We start from the raw sequence: 14,744 nt of genomic DNA, 5'->3' as shown, positions 1-14,744 counted from the left end.
ATATGAAAAAGTCTAAAGTTTTCTGGGGCTATGCCGTATTAGCGCTAGTCATCTATGCAGTTGTGCAATTATTGATTACGACCGAAGTCATTGATATGTACTATAAAAATATGCTGATTACGATGTGTATTAACATTATGCTTGCTGTCAGCTTGCATATTGTTATTGGGGTTACAGGTCAATTTTCGATTGGGCATGCTGGGTTCCTAGCAGTAGGGGCCTATGTATCAGCGATTATTACGACGAAACTTATGTTGCCATTCCCATTGGCGATTTTATTAGGGGCAGCGGCAGCAGCTGTCGCAGGCCTTATTGTAGGTATTCCGACACTTCGTCTAAAAGGGGATTATCTCGCAATTGCCACTCTAGGATTTGCGGAGATTATTCGTATTATTTTCTTAAATACGGATTATGTTGGCGGTGCTGCAGGGATGCAGGTTAAATATTTATCTAACTGGACGTATGCATTTTTCGGTGTAGTATTAACAATTCTTGTCATCTCCAACTTTACAAATTCGCGTCATGGTCGCGCATGTATTTCTATTCGCGAAGATGAGATTGCAGCAGATGCGATGGGAATTAATACAACTTACTATAAGGTTGTCGCATTTGCGATTGGATCTTTCTTTGCTGGGCTAGCAGGTGCAATTTTCGCCCATAACTTTTACATTATTCAACCGACAACTTTCGGTTTCCTAAAATCATTTGATATTTTAATTTATGTTGTACTTGGTGGCTTAGGAAGTCTTTCAGGTTCCGTGATCGCTGCGGTTTTCTTAACGATCGTATCGACATATCTAGCAAACTTCCCAGAGACTCGTATGATTATTTACAGTTTAGTACTAATTATCGTAATGCTTTATCGACCAACAGGATTAATGGGAACAAAAGAAATTACGGATTTATTTAAGTTTGGTAAAAAAGGAGGTACAAAATAATGACTGGAAACCTTCTTATTAATGTTGAAAACATGGGGATTCAATTCGGTGGTTTAAAGGCAGTACAGGGTGTTAATATGTATCTCAATCAAGGTGAATTAGTGGGATTAATCGGTCCCAATGGTGCTGGAAAAACGACTAGCTTTAATATGCTGACAGGGGTATATACACCAACAGAGGGGACCATCACATTTGGCGGACAGAAATTAAACGGGCTTGCACCTTACCAAGTAACACAAAAGGGAATAAGCCGTACATTCCAAAATATTCGTCTATTTAAAGAGCTATCTGTTCTAGACAATGTCAAAGTGGCCAACCATTCGCTTGCTAAGCATTCGATGTGGTCATCGATTTTTCGCTTACCCACGCATTTCAATGGTGAGGCTGAAATGGAGCTTCAATCCATAGAGTTTTTAAAAATCTTTGGTTTAGATGTCTATATGAATGAGTTAGCTAAAAATTTACCATATGGAATGCAGCGACGATTAGAGATTGCCCGTGCATTAGCGGCAAATCCAAAGCTATTATTATTGGACGAACCAGCTGCCGGGATGAATCCGCAGGAAACGCATGATTTAATGGAATTAATTGCATTTATACGTAAAGAGTTTGGTTTAACGATCTTACTGATTGAGCATGATATGAGCTTAGTAATGGGTATTTGTGAGCGTATTTATGTACTCGATCATGGACAATTAATTGCTGACGGGACACCAGAAGAAATTCGCAACAATCCAAAGGTAATTGAAGCGTACCTTGGTGAGGAGGTTATCGGCTAATGCTAAAAGTACAAAATATAGATGTTTATTATGGTAACATTCAAGCATTGAAGGGCCTCTCTTTAGAAGTAAATGAGGGTGAAATTGTCACATTAATCGGTGCAAACGGTGCTGGGAAAAGTACATTGTTAAAAACATTGTCAGGCTTATTAAAACCAAAAGGTGGCATTATTGAATACGAAGGCTTCTCTATAGCGGGGAAAGCAGCTCAAACTATTGTTAAATCGGGGATTTCCCACGTTCCAGAAGGACGTCGTGTTTTTGCCAATATGTCTGTAGAAGAAAATTTAGAGCTTGGTGCCTATTTGCGCAATGACAAAGCAGGAATTAAAAAAGATATGGACCATGTTTTTGAGTTATTCCCTAGACTATTGGAGCGTCGTAAACAGCTATCAGGAACATTGTCTGGTGGGGAACAGCAAATGCTTGCGATGGGTCGTGCCTTAATGGCAAAGCCCAAATTGCTATTAATGGATGAGCCTTCAATGGGGCTCGCACCGCTAATGGTTAAAAATATTTTCAATATTATTGAACAGGTAAATAAAGAGGGGACAACAGTATTGCTTGTTGAGCAAAATGCCAATATGGCACTGTCTGTCGCTAACCGTGCATACGTGCTCGAAACAGGGCGCATTGTTTTATCTGGTTCCGCTAAAGAGCTTCAAGAAAGTGAAGAAGTAAAAGCAGCTTATTTGGGTGGTTTATAATGGAGAGGGGCGTCTCAACAAGGAGAGGCCCTTTTTCGTTGTTCTTCCTACTGAATAATCGAAGGTAGCATTTTACTATTCATTTTTGGTATGGTGGAAAAAAGGAGTGATGTTTTTTGAACTATTCAGCACAATATTTTATTCAACAACTAAATTTAGCCGAACATCCTGAAGGAGGCTATTATATTTCTTCATTTCGGGCTGCAGAAGATATTGCAGTAAGGGATGTTCAGAGACCTATTTATACGAGTATTTATTTCTTACTTCGCTCACAGGACATTTCACATCTGCATCGTTTGCAGTCAGATGAGCTATGGTATTACCATGCCGGTAGTCCGCTTACAGTCCATATGATTTTTCCAGATGGAACATATGAAGCGAAGAAGCTTGGCTTGAACGTAGAAGCAGGGGAGATACCACAAATTGTGGTCCCTAAAAATACGATATTTGGATCATCGGTGGAGGAAGCAGATACGTTTAGTTTAGTGGGATGTATGGTTGCCCCAGGCTTTGACTTTGATGATTTCGAATTGTTTACACAGGACGAGCTTTTAGCAGATTACCCTCAGCATGAGGCTGTAATTCGTAAAATGGCCTACCAAACGATTAAATAAAAAATATGCCGTCTCATTCATTGTGAGGCGGCGTTGTTTGTTTACCATAAAATTTCTTCCGGATAGCTAAGCTGCATTTGTATGGCGTGTAAAGGTTGCTTCGTGGCAATCGCGGCTTCCATTAGGTGTGATTTAAGTGCTACATATTCATGATCCTCTACAAGTAAGCGTAATGCAAATGCTGCTAGCTGAGCTTTACGTTCTTCTTTATTTAATTGGATATATTCTAAATTCAGAACATCCACATACTGTGTGGCGAAAAGGAAGGTTAAAGGGCTTTTTGCCTGTAGCATTGTTAAAAAGACTCCATAATCCTCTTCATTCACTTCCTGTTCTAAACAATCTGCAATAGCAGCTTGAAATTTACGAATCGTCGCTATCTCATGATTCCAAATAGATGCATTGTTTAATGTCAGGTGAAGATCAATGAAATCGTTTAAAGCGATAGCACTAAAGATAATTTCAGGCCAAAGGATATCTGTAGCAAAATATATGTTTTTATTGGGGAAAATCAGTTCATGTTGTGTGAGGGTGTTCTTATTAACACCGTTACTCACAAACTCTAGTTGGTGTTCCCCAAGCATAGCATGTCTCAGTTTATAGCAAACGCTTAAAATACGGAGTCGGGGACCTTGATAATCATAGTATTTATTGGCATCACCAGTTACTTTGTAAATAGCGTTGATCAGCTCATCTAAATCCCAAAAATCTCCGCAAATTTGTACACCTGTTAACTGCTCTGTGCTTTGAATGGAAATCATCGTCCTCGCCCTCCTCTAATACTTATTTTGGTGTGTAATTTAGTAGTTTGAATAGCTCTGCCTGCTCTTTATCAGTTAGGTCTCGCCATTGGCCTATTTTTAAATTTCCAAGCTTAATATTCATAATACGAATACGCTGTAGACGCTTTACCGAGTAGCCAAGAGCTGAACACATCCGGCGTATTTGACGATTTAAGCCTTGCTCCAAAATGATTTTAAAAACTTTGTCTGATATCTTTTCAACATAACAAGGTAAGGTCGTGGTATCTAGAATATCTACACCTGCGCCCATCTTGTTAATAAATTGCTCTGTTATAGGTTTATCTACTTGAACAATATATTCTTTTTCATGATGGTTTTCAGCGCGAAGAATTTTATTGACGATATCGCCATCATTAGTTAATAACAATAGCCCCTCCGATTCCTTATCGAGACGCCCAATATGAAAAATTCGTAAAGGATGATTTACAAAATCAACGACATTGCCTTTTATATGGCGTTCCGTTGTGCTTGTTATGCCGACCGGCTTGTTTAAAGCTATATAGACAAGCTTTTGTTCTTTCTTTACCTCTTTTCCATCAACGCAAACAATGTCGCCATTCTCTACCTGACTTCCAACTGTCGCAGGTTCGCCGTTAATTGTAACTTTTCCTTCGGCTATCCACTTATCAGCGCCACGACGCGATATAATGCCTGTTTCACTTAAATATTTATTAATACGCATATTGTTCTCCTAAATCTAATATTATTTTTAAGTATACCTTAACGTTATACAAACCGTGAATTCTATATACTTTTCTAGTAAAAATAAATTGCTTGAAAAATTTTTTAAAAAGTTGAAATTATTATTTGTTTCTGACAATATATTAGATGAGAGGATCTCTATGAAAATATTGTTATTTCGCTATAAAATAATGTTTTTTGTAGATAGTCTCATTAAATTGTGTAAAGGGGAGAAGTAAAATGGTTTATGCATTTCCAAACACTGAAGGATCGGTAGTCCAATTCAAACAGAAATATGATAATTATATTGGTGGCGAATGGACACCTCCAGTGAAGGGTCAATACTTTGATAATGTCACTCCTGTTACTGGACAAGTTTTTACACAAGTAGCACGTTCCACAGCTGAGGATATTGAACTGGCACTTGATGCAGCACATGCTGCTAAAGATGCGTGGGGAAAAACATCACCGACAGAACGTGCAAACATTTTACTTAAAATTGCGGACCGTATCGAGCAAAATTTAGAAAAGCTAGCCGTTGCCGAAACATGGGATAACGGAAAGGCGGTACGTGAAACTTTAAATGCAGATATCCCTCTTGCCATTGATCATTTCCGTTACTTTGCTGGAGCTTTACGTGCTCAAGAAGGCTCTGTAAGCCAAATCGATAACGATACAGTTGCTTATCATTTCCATGAGCCAATAGGGGTAGTGGGCCAAATTATACCTTGGAACTTCCCGTTATTAATGGCTGTATGGAAGCTTGCGCCAGCACTAGCTGCTGGTAACTGTGTCGTATTAAAACCTGCAGAACAAACACCAGCATCCATTATGGTGCTTGTGGAACTAATAGAAGATTTATTACCATCAGGTGTCATTAATATTGTGAATGGTTTTGGTTTAGAGGCTGGGAAACCGCTTGCATCTAATCCACGTATCGGTAAGATTGCTTTCACTGGTGAGACGACAACTGGTCGTTTGATTATGCAATACGCGTCTCAAAACCTAATCCCAGTTACATTAGAGCTTGGTGGTAAATCACCTAATATCTTCTTTGAGGATATTATGGATAAGGACGACGAATTTTTAGATAAAGCAGTGGAAGGCTTCGTATTATTTGCTCTGAACCAAGGGGAAGTATGTACATGCCCTTCCCGTGCAATTATTCAGGAATCTATTTATGATAAATTTATGGAACGTGTACTACAACGAGTAGAAGCTATTAAAGTTGGTAATCCGCTTGATCCAAACACAATGATGGGAGCACAGGCTTCAAGCGAGCAGATGGAAAAAATCCTTTCTTATTTAGATATCGGTAAGCAAGAAGGTGCAGAATGTCTAATCGGTGGGGAGAAAAATAATGTAGGAGAAGGCTTTGAAAATGGCTACTACGTTAAACCAACTGTCTTTAAAGGCCATAATAAAATGCGTATTTTCCAGGAGGAAATTTTTGGTCCTGTTGTAGCTGTTACTACGTTTAAAACGAAAGAAGAGGCATTAGAAATTGCGAATGATACACTGTATGGCTTAGGTTCAGGTGTTTGGACAAGAGATATTAATACAGCATATCGCTTCGGTCGTGAAATAGAGGCAGGTCGTGTTTGGACAAACTGCTACCATGCTTATCCTGCACATGCTGCATTCGGTGGCTACAAAATGTCAGGAGTTGGGCGTGAAAATCATAAAATGATGTTATCTCATTACCAACAAACGAAAAATTTATTAGTTAGCTATAGTGAAAATAAACTTGGTTTCTTCTAATCCATAGGGAGGTGCATGAGCGTGATTGAACGTGTATTAGCCACGGCAGAAGCGCTGGCACTCATCGAGCTATTAAAAGAGAAACATGGGCCTGTTATGTTTCATCAATCAGGCGGGTGCTGTGATGGTTCTTCCCCTATGTGTTATCCGGACGGAGACTTACTATTAGGTGATCAGGATATATGTTTGGGCGAAATAGGTGGAGCTCCATTTTATATGCATAAAAATCAATATGATTATTGGAAACATACTCAAATCATACTGGATGTAGTGGAAGGTAGAGGTGGGATGTTTTCATTAGAGGGCGTTGAAGGAAAACGTTTTTTAACAAGATCGAGAGCCTTCACATCAGAGGAGTTACAGGAGCTAGGATTAATTTAACGAGTCATTTGTACAGCGGCAAAAACTTTGCCGCTGTCTTTTTGCATTAATTTTTAGAAAAAAGGGTATGTAAAGCTATATTGTTAGACGAATTTCGTAAAAATAAAAATAGCTGTAAACGTTCTTTTAAGGTCACGGTAAATATTAATTTCCGAGTGGTTTTTGCAATCAACAGTAGTTCCTCCTTTCGTATTTGTTTAATATTTCCTATTAAATCAAAAAAATGGGGTAACATATATTAAATTAAGTTTACTTTTTATGTTAATTGTTACAAATGGGATGAATCTTTCTCGTATTATGTAACGTAAAATGGGTAAAGGAGCGTGCTAAATATGGATTACGTGATGATAGAAAATCAATTTACAAATACGGTAGAAGATGTTTCGAAGGCTGCGGGATGGACAGTGGATCGTAAAATTGTTTTAGCTATAGCTAGTACGTTTGTTGCGTCAGGGAAAACATTTGATGCGGTCCAATACAAACATATTTTACAGGAAATGAAGAAGCAATCCTCGTGGATGTCTCCCTTAAGAACTACGGTAGGCTATAGTATAGCTGCTAATTTAATGGAGCATGCGGACGCTGAAAAAGCAGTAATGAATTTATTAACGAATGTGAATGCATTAAAGGAAGCGAAATTTAGAAGCGGTAACTTTAGTTATATTGCAGCTCAGTTTTTGACAGAGGACGAAAAGGATAAAAACGCGCATGCATATGCAGCTAGAGCTTTATTTGATGCCATTCGGAAACATCATCCATTTTTAACATCCTATGAAGATATTCCATACACTGTGTTACTAAGTAGTCCATCTGATGATGTGGAAGTACGTGCGGAAACGATGAATCGCTATTATAAAGAGTTACGAACATATAATTTTAATGCAGGGAATGAGCTGCAATGGTTGTCACAAGTATTAACCTTCCTATCTCCACAATTTGATCGTCAACTAGTGCCCAATGTCGTGACCATTCGAGATACGCTAAAAAATCAAGATGTCAAAGTAAAGGCCATGCATTATCCCTTACTTGGATTTTTAGCCTTACTAGATCTTACTCATCACCAATTGCAAGAAGTTATACATTTATATCATGAATTAAAGGATTTAAAATTATTAAAATGGCATCGTGAATTTGTTTTCTTTATGGCTGTACAAATCGCCATTTATGATATGGCGAAAGTACAAAAATCACTGTCTATGACGCTTATGTCATCTATTGAATTATTAATTCAAGCTCAGCATGCTGCAATGATAGCGGCAGTTAGTGCAGCCGCTATTGCATCGAGTTCGAGCTCTTCGTGATAGAATGAGGGAGAACAATTATGGGAGGTGCATTTGAAGGATGAAGGAAACAAAACTGTGGATTAATGGTCAATGGCAAGATGCAAAGGAAAGCTATGAGCTAAAATCACCATATAGTGGTGAGGTGATTGCTCAAGTGGCAAAGGCATCTATACAAGATGTGGAGAGAGCAATCGATGGTGCACAGCAAGCATTCCTTTCGTTTAAAAAGACGACAGCCTACGAGCGTGCCGAAATTTTATATAAAGTTGTCGATTTAATGCGACAACGAAAAGAAGAATTTGCAGAGATTTTAGCATTAGAGGCAGGAAAGCCTTTGACAGCAGGGTTAGCGGAAATTGATCGTACCATTGCCACCTATCAATTTGCAGCAGAGGGTGCCAAACAACCAAAAGGCGAAACTGTACCGATGGATGCGGCACCTGGAGCAGGAGATCGTATAGGCTGGACAAAGAGAGAGCCATTGGGGGTAATTTCTGCTATTACACCGTTTAATTTTCCGTTTAATTTAGTGGCCCATAAATTAGGACCGGCGTTTGCAGTAGGTAATACAGTTGTTTTAAAGCCGGCAACTCAAACACCATTAAGTTCTCTTGTTATGGCAGAAATTTTCCGTGAAGCAGGTTTGCCAGATGGAGCGTTGCAAATTGTGACAGGAAGTGGTGGAGAGCTCAGCGATACTTTGGTTACACATCCTCACGTCAAAAAGGTGACGTTTACGGGCAGTGGTAAAGTTGGATTAGGTATTAAAGAAAAAGTTGGCTTACGTAAAGTAACTTTAGAGCTTGGTTCTAATGCAGCTGTCATTGTCGAACCATCGACGCCTTTTACTAAAATTATAAGTCGTTGTGTGAGCGGTGCCTTTAACTTTGCTGGACAAGTATGTATTTCGTTACAACGCATTTATGTACATTCTTCTATTATTGATGAATTTACGGAGGCATTTGTTGCGGAAACTAAAAAGCTTGTAGTAGGAGATCCTTTAGATAAAAACACAGATGTAAGTGCTATGATCAACCCGAATGAGGTTGGACGAATTAAAGAGTGGATTGAAGAAGCACAGGCACAAGGAGCAGTTATTGCAACTGGAGGAGTATTTACAGAACGGACGTTAACCCCAACTGTTATGACGAATGTGACGGCTGATATGAAAATTGTTTGTCAGGAAACATTCGCGCCAATCGTCTCAATTGTTTCATATGAAACATTAGATGACGCAATTCGACTTGTCAATGAGTCGGACCTTGGCTTAAATGCAGGTATTTACACGAATGTATTACCAGATGCCTTGTATGCAGCCGACGAATTACAGGCAGGTGCTGTCATTATAAATGATGTTCCGACATTCCGTGTAGATAATATGCCCTATGGTGGTGTGAAGATGAGTGGCTATGGGCGAGAGGGCATTAAATGGGCCATTGAGGAAATGACAGACATGAAATTTATTACGATGAAAAAATCGTTCTAAATTTGCATAAGCTCTTTTTCTACGATACGATGACGAAAGAACATACATGAAGGGAAGTTACAAGAAATATGACAAACAATGCTGTACCCATGAGCCAATCACGTACGGTTCAATCACGTCTCGTATTACCTCCAGACACAAACAATCACAATTCCATTTTCGGTGGAAGAGTGTTAGCTTATATTGATGAAATTGCTGCTATTACAGCGATGAAACATGCGAAGGGACTTGTAGTCACAGCTTCAATAGACTCAGTTGATTTTTTATCGGCTGCCCATGTAGGAGATATTCTTGAAATTGAAAGTATAGTTTCCTCTACAGGACGTTCTTCAATGGAGGTTTATGTTCGCGTTGTTTCCCGCAATATAGAGACTGGTGAGGAAAAATTAACGACAGAATCATTTGTAACCATGGTTGCAGTAAATGAAGAAGGAAAACCGGTACCGGTACCTGCCATTTATCCTGAAACAGATGAGGAAAAACGTTTATTTGAAACAGGGCCTGCAAGACGAGAGCATCGTAAACAAAAGCGTGCATTGCCACATTAAGGTTAAAGGGAGCTTCACCTAAAGCGGTGGGGCTCCCTTTGTTATATTACATATTCAATTCATTAACTACATTAATAAGTGAATCAGAAGAAGAGGAAACAAGTGTAGCTCCTTGTGATAGCTCGGTAATTAAATTAGAAATGGCTGAAATGTCTCTAGATGTATGAACATACTGTTGTTGAATGCCAGATACGGCATCAGCTATATCATTAAATGATTTAGATAAGTTTTCTTGCGTATTAACGCTATGTTGAATTTTTTGATCAACATTAATAACTGAATTTGCCATTGTTGTAATATTACTTTCAGTTTCTTTAATGAGATGTGACACATTTTGCACGGCATTTTTCGTTTCTTCAGCAAGCTTTCGTACTTCCTCTGCTACTACGGCGAAGCCTTTGCCATGTTCCCCTGCTCGAGCTGCCTCAATAGACGCATTTAAAGCTAATAAATTTGTTTGATCCGCAATGCCCGTGACAAGTCCTACAATCTCAGAAATTTTTTGAGAGGAGGTACGTAACTGATTCATAGTTACCTCAAGGCTGTTGACACTTTGTAAAATAACTTGGATTAAATCATTTTGCTCTTTCAGCTGATGTTGCCCACGTCTTGATTTCTCCTGTGTATCTGCAACGAAGCTTAATCCCTGTTTGGTTGCCTCTGCAATATCATCCGTTTGCGAGGAAATGACTAACAACGATGCAGCTGTCTCTTCACTAATGGCATTAAGCTCCTCAGCTGTACTTTGAATTGTCGTAACAAGGGCGTTTTTCGTTTGATCAGCGGCTGTTCGAATACGATCTTCCTCTTTTTCGTATGCCTCGATCACAAGCTGTTGCTCAAAATTAATGATTTTGCAAAATGCGTTAATTGCACGAATGGCATCATTCTTTGAGATATCCACTTCATTCACAAAATTTGTGAACGTAGAAGTAAGGGATTGGAAGGATGCTATATACCATTTTGATTGTAAGCCAATTCGAACATGAGTTTCAGCAATGGCTTTTCTTTCAGCGATATAGGCGTCATTAATATGACTTTCAAAAATATCGCTTAAATGCTTATGTAACGTAACTTTTAAACGATCTATATGCGAGGTTCTATTAATAATGTCTACTAAATCTTGGCTCAAGCTAATGGCTGCATAAAATTGCTCCACCATTGCAGGAATTAGATCCTTAGCTAACGGTTGTAGTTGCTTAATAATGGCTAAATCCTCAATTGTTAAATTTAAAAGCTGTAATTGCTTTTGAAGGTTTGGATGACTTAAAACATCTAATTGTACATGGCCCTTAAAATTTTCAGGTGTTAATGTAATTGAGTAGCTGGAACTGCTGTTTTTTGAAAACCAACTCATTATTGTTTGCTCCATTCTTAATATCCATAATAATTGTGAGTAAAATGCACTTCTGAATTTGTTAGGTCTGTAAATTTGATAAATAATTGGTATTAAATCTATTTTACTATTATTTGCTGAATATTTGGTTAAAAATTTGGTTATTTCTTTATTTTTTTACTTTATTGGCAGTCCGACTAGTGAGGCGAAGTAAATTTGAATTTAAATTGGGAAACCTGTAAAATACGAACTGTTTAAGGAGAGAAAAATTGAACGTGAAAGATTATAGGAGGAGGTATTATATGGAGAAAAAACGCTTTAAATTCGTTATTCCAGTCATGGTCATTGTTGCAATAGGTTCCGTTTACATGCTACGAAACTACTATGCGGAAGTACCACATATTGAACAGCTATTAATTACAATTTGCGCCGCTCTAGGGTCAGGGGTTTTAGCATACTTTTTATTCCCACAGCAGGGTGACAATAAAATTGACGATCGAGGTCCTTACTAATAGTGATAAATGAAGCTGCTCGTTTGATTGTTAAACGAGCAGCTTTTTGTGGGAATTAAGGCTTAAATAATTTAAACCAGCCTTTATGTTTAAAGATAGTAAGCATAGCGATTACAACAATAATCATAATACCGAGGACAATAAAATAGCTGTATTGTCCATGTAGCTCAGGCATATTATCAAAGTTCATCCCATAAACACCTGCAATAAAGGTTAGTGGAATGAAGATCGTTGAGACGATTGTTAGAGTCATCATTATGCCGTTCATGCGGCTTGAGCTCATAGCCATATAACTATCTCGCATATCTGCTGTCAGCTCTCGATTGGATTCAACCATTTCTGTCAGTTTTAAAAGATGGTCGTATATATCTCCAAAATAAGCTCTTTCAGATTTGTTCAATGAAAAGCGGTAAGAATTAAGTACTCGATATAAAAGGTCTCGCATCGGTAAAATGGCACGCCGCAAATCGAGCAAATCACTACGAAACTCGAAGACAATCTTCATGGCATTTACATTGCTTTGGTATGTAAGCTCGCCTTCAAGTGCATTTAAATGATCTTCAATTTTATAAACAAGTGGAAAATAACTATCAACGATTTTATCAATGGTTTGATACGTTAAGTAGACTGTGCCACGTTCCCAGTTTTTTGGCTGGCTTTCTAACGTCTTTTGTACCTTTTCAATTTCGGGAACGGGGTTCTTATGGAATGTCACAATATACTTATTCGAGGCAAAAATATTAACCTCTTCTGCAGCTAAGGTCAGCTCGTTTAATCGATGAATGACGAAAAAATGGAAATCGTCATAAAAATCGAGTTTAGGTCGTTGTAATCGCATTAAGCAATCTTCAATAGCTAGTGGGTGAAAATGAAAAAATGAATCTAGCAAAGATTCTTCCTCTGCAGTAGGGCAATTAAAATCGACCCAGTACCATTCGAATTCTTGTTGATGTATCGATTCCAAAGGGAAATCTTTTAGTAATTGTTGTTTTTTTGTAATGCCAATGGTGCTTATCACAGCTTTCACCTCAAAGTATTTACTACAAAATAAATTTAATCTTCTTCTTTAAAGCATACCCATCCACCAAACAAAGTAGTGGCAAAAAATCGAGCAGGTTTTATAAAACCTACTTCTTGTAATAAAGTTAAAATCGCTTCCTCGGGCATAAATGACAGGGCCCGGATGGATTTTTCCATTTCTGCAACATCAGCTACGGAAAGCTTTGTATGTTGGAGCCAATAGGAACGCCATAAATCGAATTGCAGTTCCGTTTCAATAGTACCAGGTTGACCGTATTTCGAAACTAGGACAAACGGTGCGCCAGGTTGTAAATGGTTCCAAATTTCTTTCAAGGTCGATAGCTTATCTTCATAGCTTTGAATAAAATGAAGGACGAGTACACAACTAGCTGCATCATATTTTATAGCAGGTAGATGGGTATCCAGCAATGTTCCTTGATAGAACGACAGATCATTCGGTAAAGATTGGAGACGCTCCTTTGCTATTTCGAGCATGGATTCTGACGGATCAATACCAGTAAATGACCAATGTGGTCTTCCATCTGCTAGCTGCAATATTTCATTGCCACTACCTGCACCAACAACCAATATATCCGCATGCTCATGTAATGTGGAACGATAAAAAGTTTGTATTAAACGAAGCATTGCATCATAGCTTGGTAGAGTACGGCGAATCCCCTTTTCATATTCATTTGCTAATATGTGGTTGAATTCCATTTCTCATCACGACCTTTCAAAATTTTTTTAAAAAACTCACTTTAAACTGAAACTATTACGGGTATAGTTCCGTAAATAGTAGTACATAAAACGATAGATAACGTATAAAGAAAGGGTTGATATATATGGAGAGTAAATGGTCTAAAGTAATCATACACGCAAGTTCGTTTTTTGCGCCATGGTTAGTTCCCATTATCTTCTTTTTAATTAGTTCGGATGAGGAAGTGAAGGCAATTTCTATTCAAGCTATTCTTTTCCAACTTGTCATGGCAATTTTACTTGCTGTTTCTGGATTCTTAAGCATTTTCATTATTGGCATTCCATTTTTAATTGTTTTTGGGATTATGCTATTTGTAGTACCAATTATAGGTATTGTCAAAGCATTAACTGACGAGCCTTGGCGTTATCCGATTGTAGGTCGTTGGGTATAATTTTTATAGACGCAAGTATATGCTAGTTGCATATGCTTGCGTTTTTTCTATGGATAAAAAGGGTACATTAGGTGTAGGAAGCAAAATGATATGCTTGATAACCACTAATTAGTGCTATTTTCTACGCTTGAATATCGTTTTTTAGCCTTTTCATTTTTCTCTAGGCGAAATCATTGCAATTATTTTCAAGCGTTTTGTATAATATACTCAAAGAAAGTCAAAGATAGTCAAAGTCAGTGAAGCAAGCGAGGTGTATTCCTAAAATGCGTAATATATCAGACATCATAGAAGGTTACTTAAAGCAAGTACTTGAATTAGGTGGAGAAGGACATATTGAAATAAAACGTAGTGAAATTGCAGACAAATTTCAATGTGTACCATCACAAATAAATTATGTCATTAATACAAGATTTACCGCCGAGCGAGGTTACCTTGTGGAGAGCAAGCGAGGTGGTGGTGGATACATTCGAATTTTACGTGTCCGCGCGAATTCACAGATTGATCTAATCGACGATGTTCTCCGGCATATTGAAGGTGGAGCATCGCAAACAATGGCAGAAGATTTAGTATATCGACTTATCGATGAGCAGGTAATTTCAAAGCGAGAAGCGAAATTAATGTTAGCAGCAATTGATCGCTCAACAATCGATTTACATCTCCCTCTAAGAGATATAATTCGTGCAAAAATATTGCGGGCGATGCTGACAACTATAAAATACGAGCAACAGAAATAGTGAGGTGATGGAA

17 protein-coding genes and 1 pseudogene are annotated in these 14,744 nt (G+C 38.1%); 12 read left to right on the top strand and 6 right to left on the bottom strand.

What is annotated here, in order from left to right:
* Positions 1 to 2 precede the first annotated feature (2 nt).
* The 4 genes from KVT27_RS16550 (at position 3) to KVT27_RS16535 (ending at position 3,038) form a co-directional block, all read left to right on the top strand.
* Entirely contained in the window at positions 3 to 938 is a 936-nt protein-coding gene (locus KVT27_RS16550; RefSeq protein ID WP_150906487.1) for a branched-chain amino acid ABC transporter permease, read from the top strand.
* Positions 938 to 1,717: an ABC transporter ATP-binding protein gene (locus KVT27_RS16545; protein ID WP_150906489.1), complete on the top strand. Its 780-nt coding sequence runs from the start codon at positions 938 to 940 to the stop codon at positions 1,715 to 1,717. The genes KVT27_RS16550 and KVT27_RS16545 overlap by 1 nt, the downstream gene beginning before the upstream one ends.
* Positions 1,717 to 2,424, top strand: a complete 708-nt coding sequence (locus KVT27_RS16540; RefSeq protein ID WP_025116481.1) for an ABC transporter ATP-binding protein — start codon at positions 1,717 to 1,719, stop codon at positions 2,422 to 2,424. The genes KVT27_RS16545 and KVT27_RS16540 overlap by 1 nt, the downstream gene beginning before the upstream one ends.
* A gap of 116 nt (positions 2,425 to 2,540) precedes the next feature.
* Positions 2,541 to 3,038, top strand: coding sequence for a cupin domain-containing protein (locus KVT27_RS16535; protein WP_036121687.1), 498 nt, complete (start codon positions 2,541 to 2,543; stop codon positions 3,036 to 3,038).
* Between the two features lie 41 nt (positions 3,039 to 3,079).
* Here the strand turns inward: KVT27_RS16535 and KVT27_RS16530 are convergent, their stop codons facing one another.
* Together KVT27_RS16530 and rluF are read right to left on the bottom strand one after the other, a co-directional pair.
* On the bottom strand, positions 3,080 to 3,799 hold the full coding sequence (locus KVT27_RS16530) for a DUF6904 family protein (protein ID WP_217581632.1): 720 nt from the start codon (positions 3,797 to 3,799) through the stop codon (positions 3,080 to 3,082).
* 22 nt (positions 3,800 to 3,821) lie between these two features.
* Positions 3,822 to 4,523 carry a 23S rRNA pseudouridine(2604) synthase RluF gene (gene rluF, locus KVT27_RS16525; RefSeq protein WP_150906493.1) on the bottom strand — a complete coding sequence of 234 codons (702 nt, stop codon included), beginning with the start codon at positions 4,521 to 4,523 and terminating at the stop codon, positions 3,822 to 3,824.
* A 239-nt stretch (positions 4,524 to 4,762) separates the two neighbouring features.
* Here rluF and adh point away from each other — a divergent pair, with 239 nt between their 5' ends.
* The 5 genes from adh (at position 4,763) to KVT27_RS16500 (ending at position 9,981) form a co-directional block, all read left to right on the top strand.
* Positions 4,763 to 6,283, top strand: a complete 1,521-nt coding sequence (gene adh, locus KVT27_RS16520) for an aldehyde dehydrogenase (protein ID WP_036121678.1) — start codon at positions 4,763 to 4,765, stop codon at positions 6,281 to 6,283.
* Between the two features lie 21 nt (positions 6,284 to 6,304).
* Positions 6,305 to 6,664: a DUF779 domain-containing protein gene (locus KVT27_RS16515; protein ID WP_036121675.1), complete on the top strand. Its 360-nt coding sequence runs from the start codon at positions 6,305 to 6,307 to the stop codon at positions 6,662 to 6,664.
* Between the two features lie 332 nt (positions 6,665 to 6,996).
* Complete coding sequence (locus tag KVT27_RS16510) at positions 6,997 to 7,965, top strand: DUF4003 family protein (RefSeq protein WP_217581631.1); 969 nt, start codon at positions 6,997 to 6,999, stop codon at positions 7,963 to 7,965.
* Positions 7,966 to 8,005: 40 nt separating this feature from the next.
* The gene (locus KVT27_RS16505) at positions 8,006 to 9,433 is read left to right on the top strand and encodes an aldehyde dehydrogenase family protein (protein ID WP_036147902.1); all 1,428 of its coding nucleotides are present in this window, start codon (positions 8,006 to 8,008) and stop codon (positions 9,431 to 9,433) included.
* Positions 9,434 to 9,501: 68 nt separating this feature from the next.
* A complete protein-coding gene (locus KVT27_RS16500) occupies positions 9,502 to 9,981 on the top strand; it encodes an acyl-CoA thioesterase (RefSeq protein WP_025116473.1) in 480 nt (159 codons plus the stop codon).
* Positions 9,982 to 10,027: 46 nt separating this feature from the next.
* On the opposite strand, the gene KVT27_RS27540 is transcribed toward KVT27_RS16500, so the two are convergent.
* Both KVT27_RS27540 and KVT27_RS27535 read right to left on the bottom strand, forming a co-directional pair.
* Positions 10,028 to 10,810: a methyl-accepting chemotaxis protein gene (locus tag KVT27_RS27540; RefSeq protein WP_369794269.1), complete on the bottom strand. Its 783-nt coding sequence runs from the start codon at positions 10,808 to 10,810 to the stop codon at positions 10,028 to 10,030.
* Positions 10,793 to 11,338: pseudogene (locus KVT27_RS27535) on the bottom strand (protoglobin family protein); the annotation flags it as partial. The gene KVT27_RS27540 and the pseudogene KVT27_RS27535, both read right to left, overlap by 18 nt.
* A gap of 281 nt (positions 11,339 to 11,619) precedes the next feature.
* Between KVT27_RS27535 and KVT27_RS16490 the strand changes: the two are divergent.
* Entirely contained in the window at positions 11,620 to 11,829 is a 210-nt protein-coding gene (locus KVT27_RS16490; RefSeq protein WP_008180623.1) for a hypothetical protein, read from the top strand.
* 55 nt (positions 11,830 to 11,884) lie between these two features.
* On the opposite strand, the gene corA is transcribed toward KVT27_RS16490, so the two are convergent.
* Together corA and KVT27_RS16480 are read right to left on the bottom strand one after the other, a co-directional pair.
* Complete coding sequence (corA, locus tag KVT27_RS16485; RefSeq protein WP_217581659.1) at positions 11,885 to 12,847, bottom strand: magnesium/cobalt transporter CorA; 963 nt, start codon at positions 12,845 to 12,847, stop codon at positions 11,885 to 11,887.
* A gap of 35 nt (positions 12,848 to 12,882) precedes the next feature.
* Positions 12,883 to 13,566, bottom strand: coding sequence for a class I SAM-dependent methyltransferase (locus KVT27_RS16480; protein ID WP_217581630.1), 684 nt, complete (start codon positions 13,564 to 13,566; stop codon positions 12,883 to 12,885).
* Positions 13,567 to 13,691: 125 nt separating this feature from the next.
* Here KVT27_RS16480 and KVT27_RS16475 point away from each other — a divergent pair, with 125 nt between their 5' ends.
* The gene (locus KVT27_RS16475; RefSeq protein WP_036121655.1) at positions 13,692 to 13,997 is read left to right on the top strand and encodes a DUF4870 domain-containing protein; all 306 of its coding nucleotides are present in this window, start codon (positions 13,692 to 13,694) and stop codon (positions 13,995 to 13,997) included.
* 263 nt (positions 13,998 to 14,260) lie between these two features.
* Entirely contained in the window at positions 14,261 to 14,731 is a 471-nt protein-coding gene (locus tag KVT27_RS16470; RefSeq protein WP_031416734.1) for a CtsR family transcriptional regulator, read from the top strand.
* Positions 14,732 to 14,744: the final 13 nt, after the last annotated feature.

Origin of the sequence: Lysinibacillus sp. GbtcB16, assembly GCF_019091145.1 — a bacterium.
Classification (GTDB): Bacteria; Bacillota; Bacilli; order Bacillales_A; family Planococcaceae; genus Lysinibacillus; species Lysinibacillus fusiformis.
This window is presented reverse-complemented; position numbering and strand designations above follow the sequence as displayed.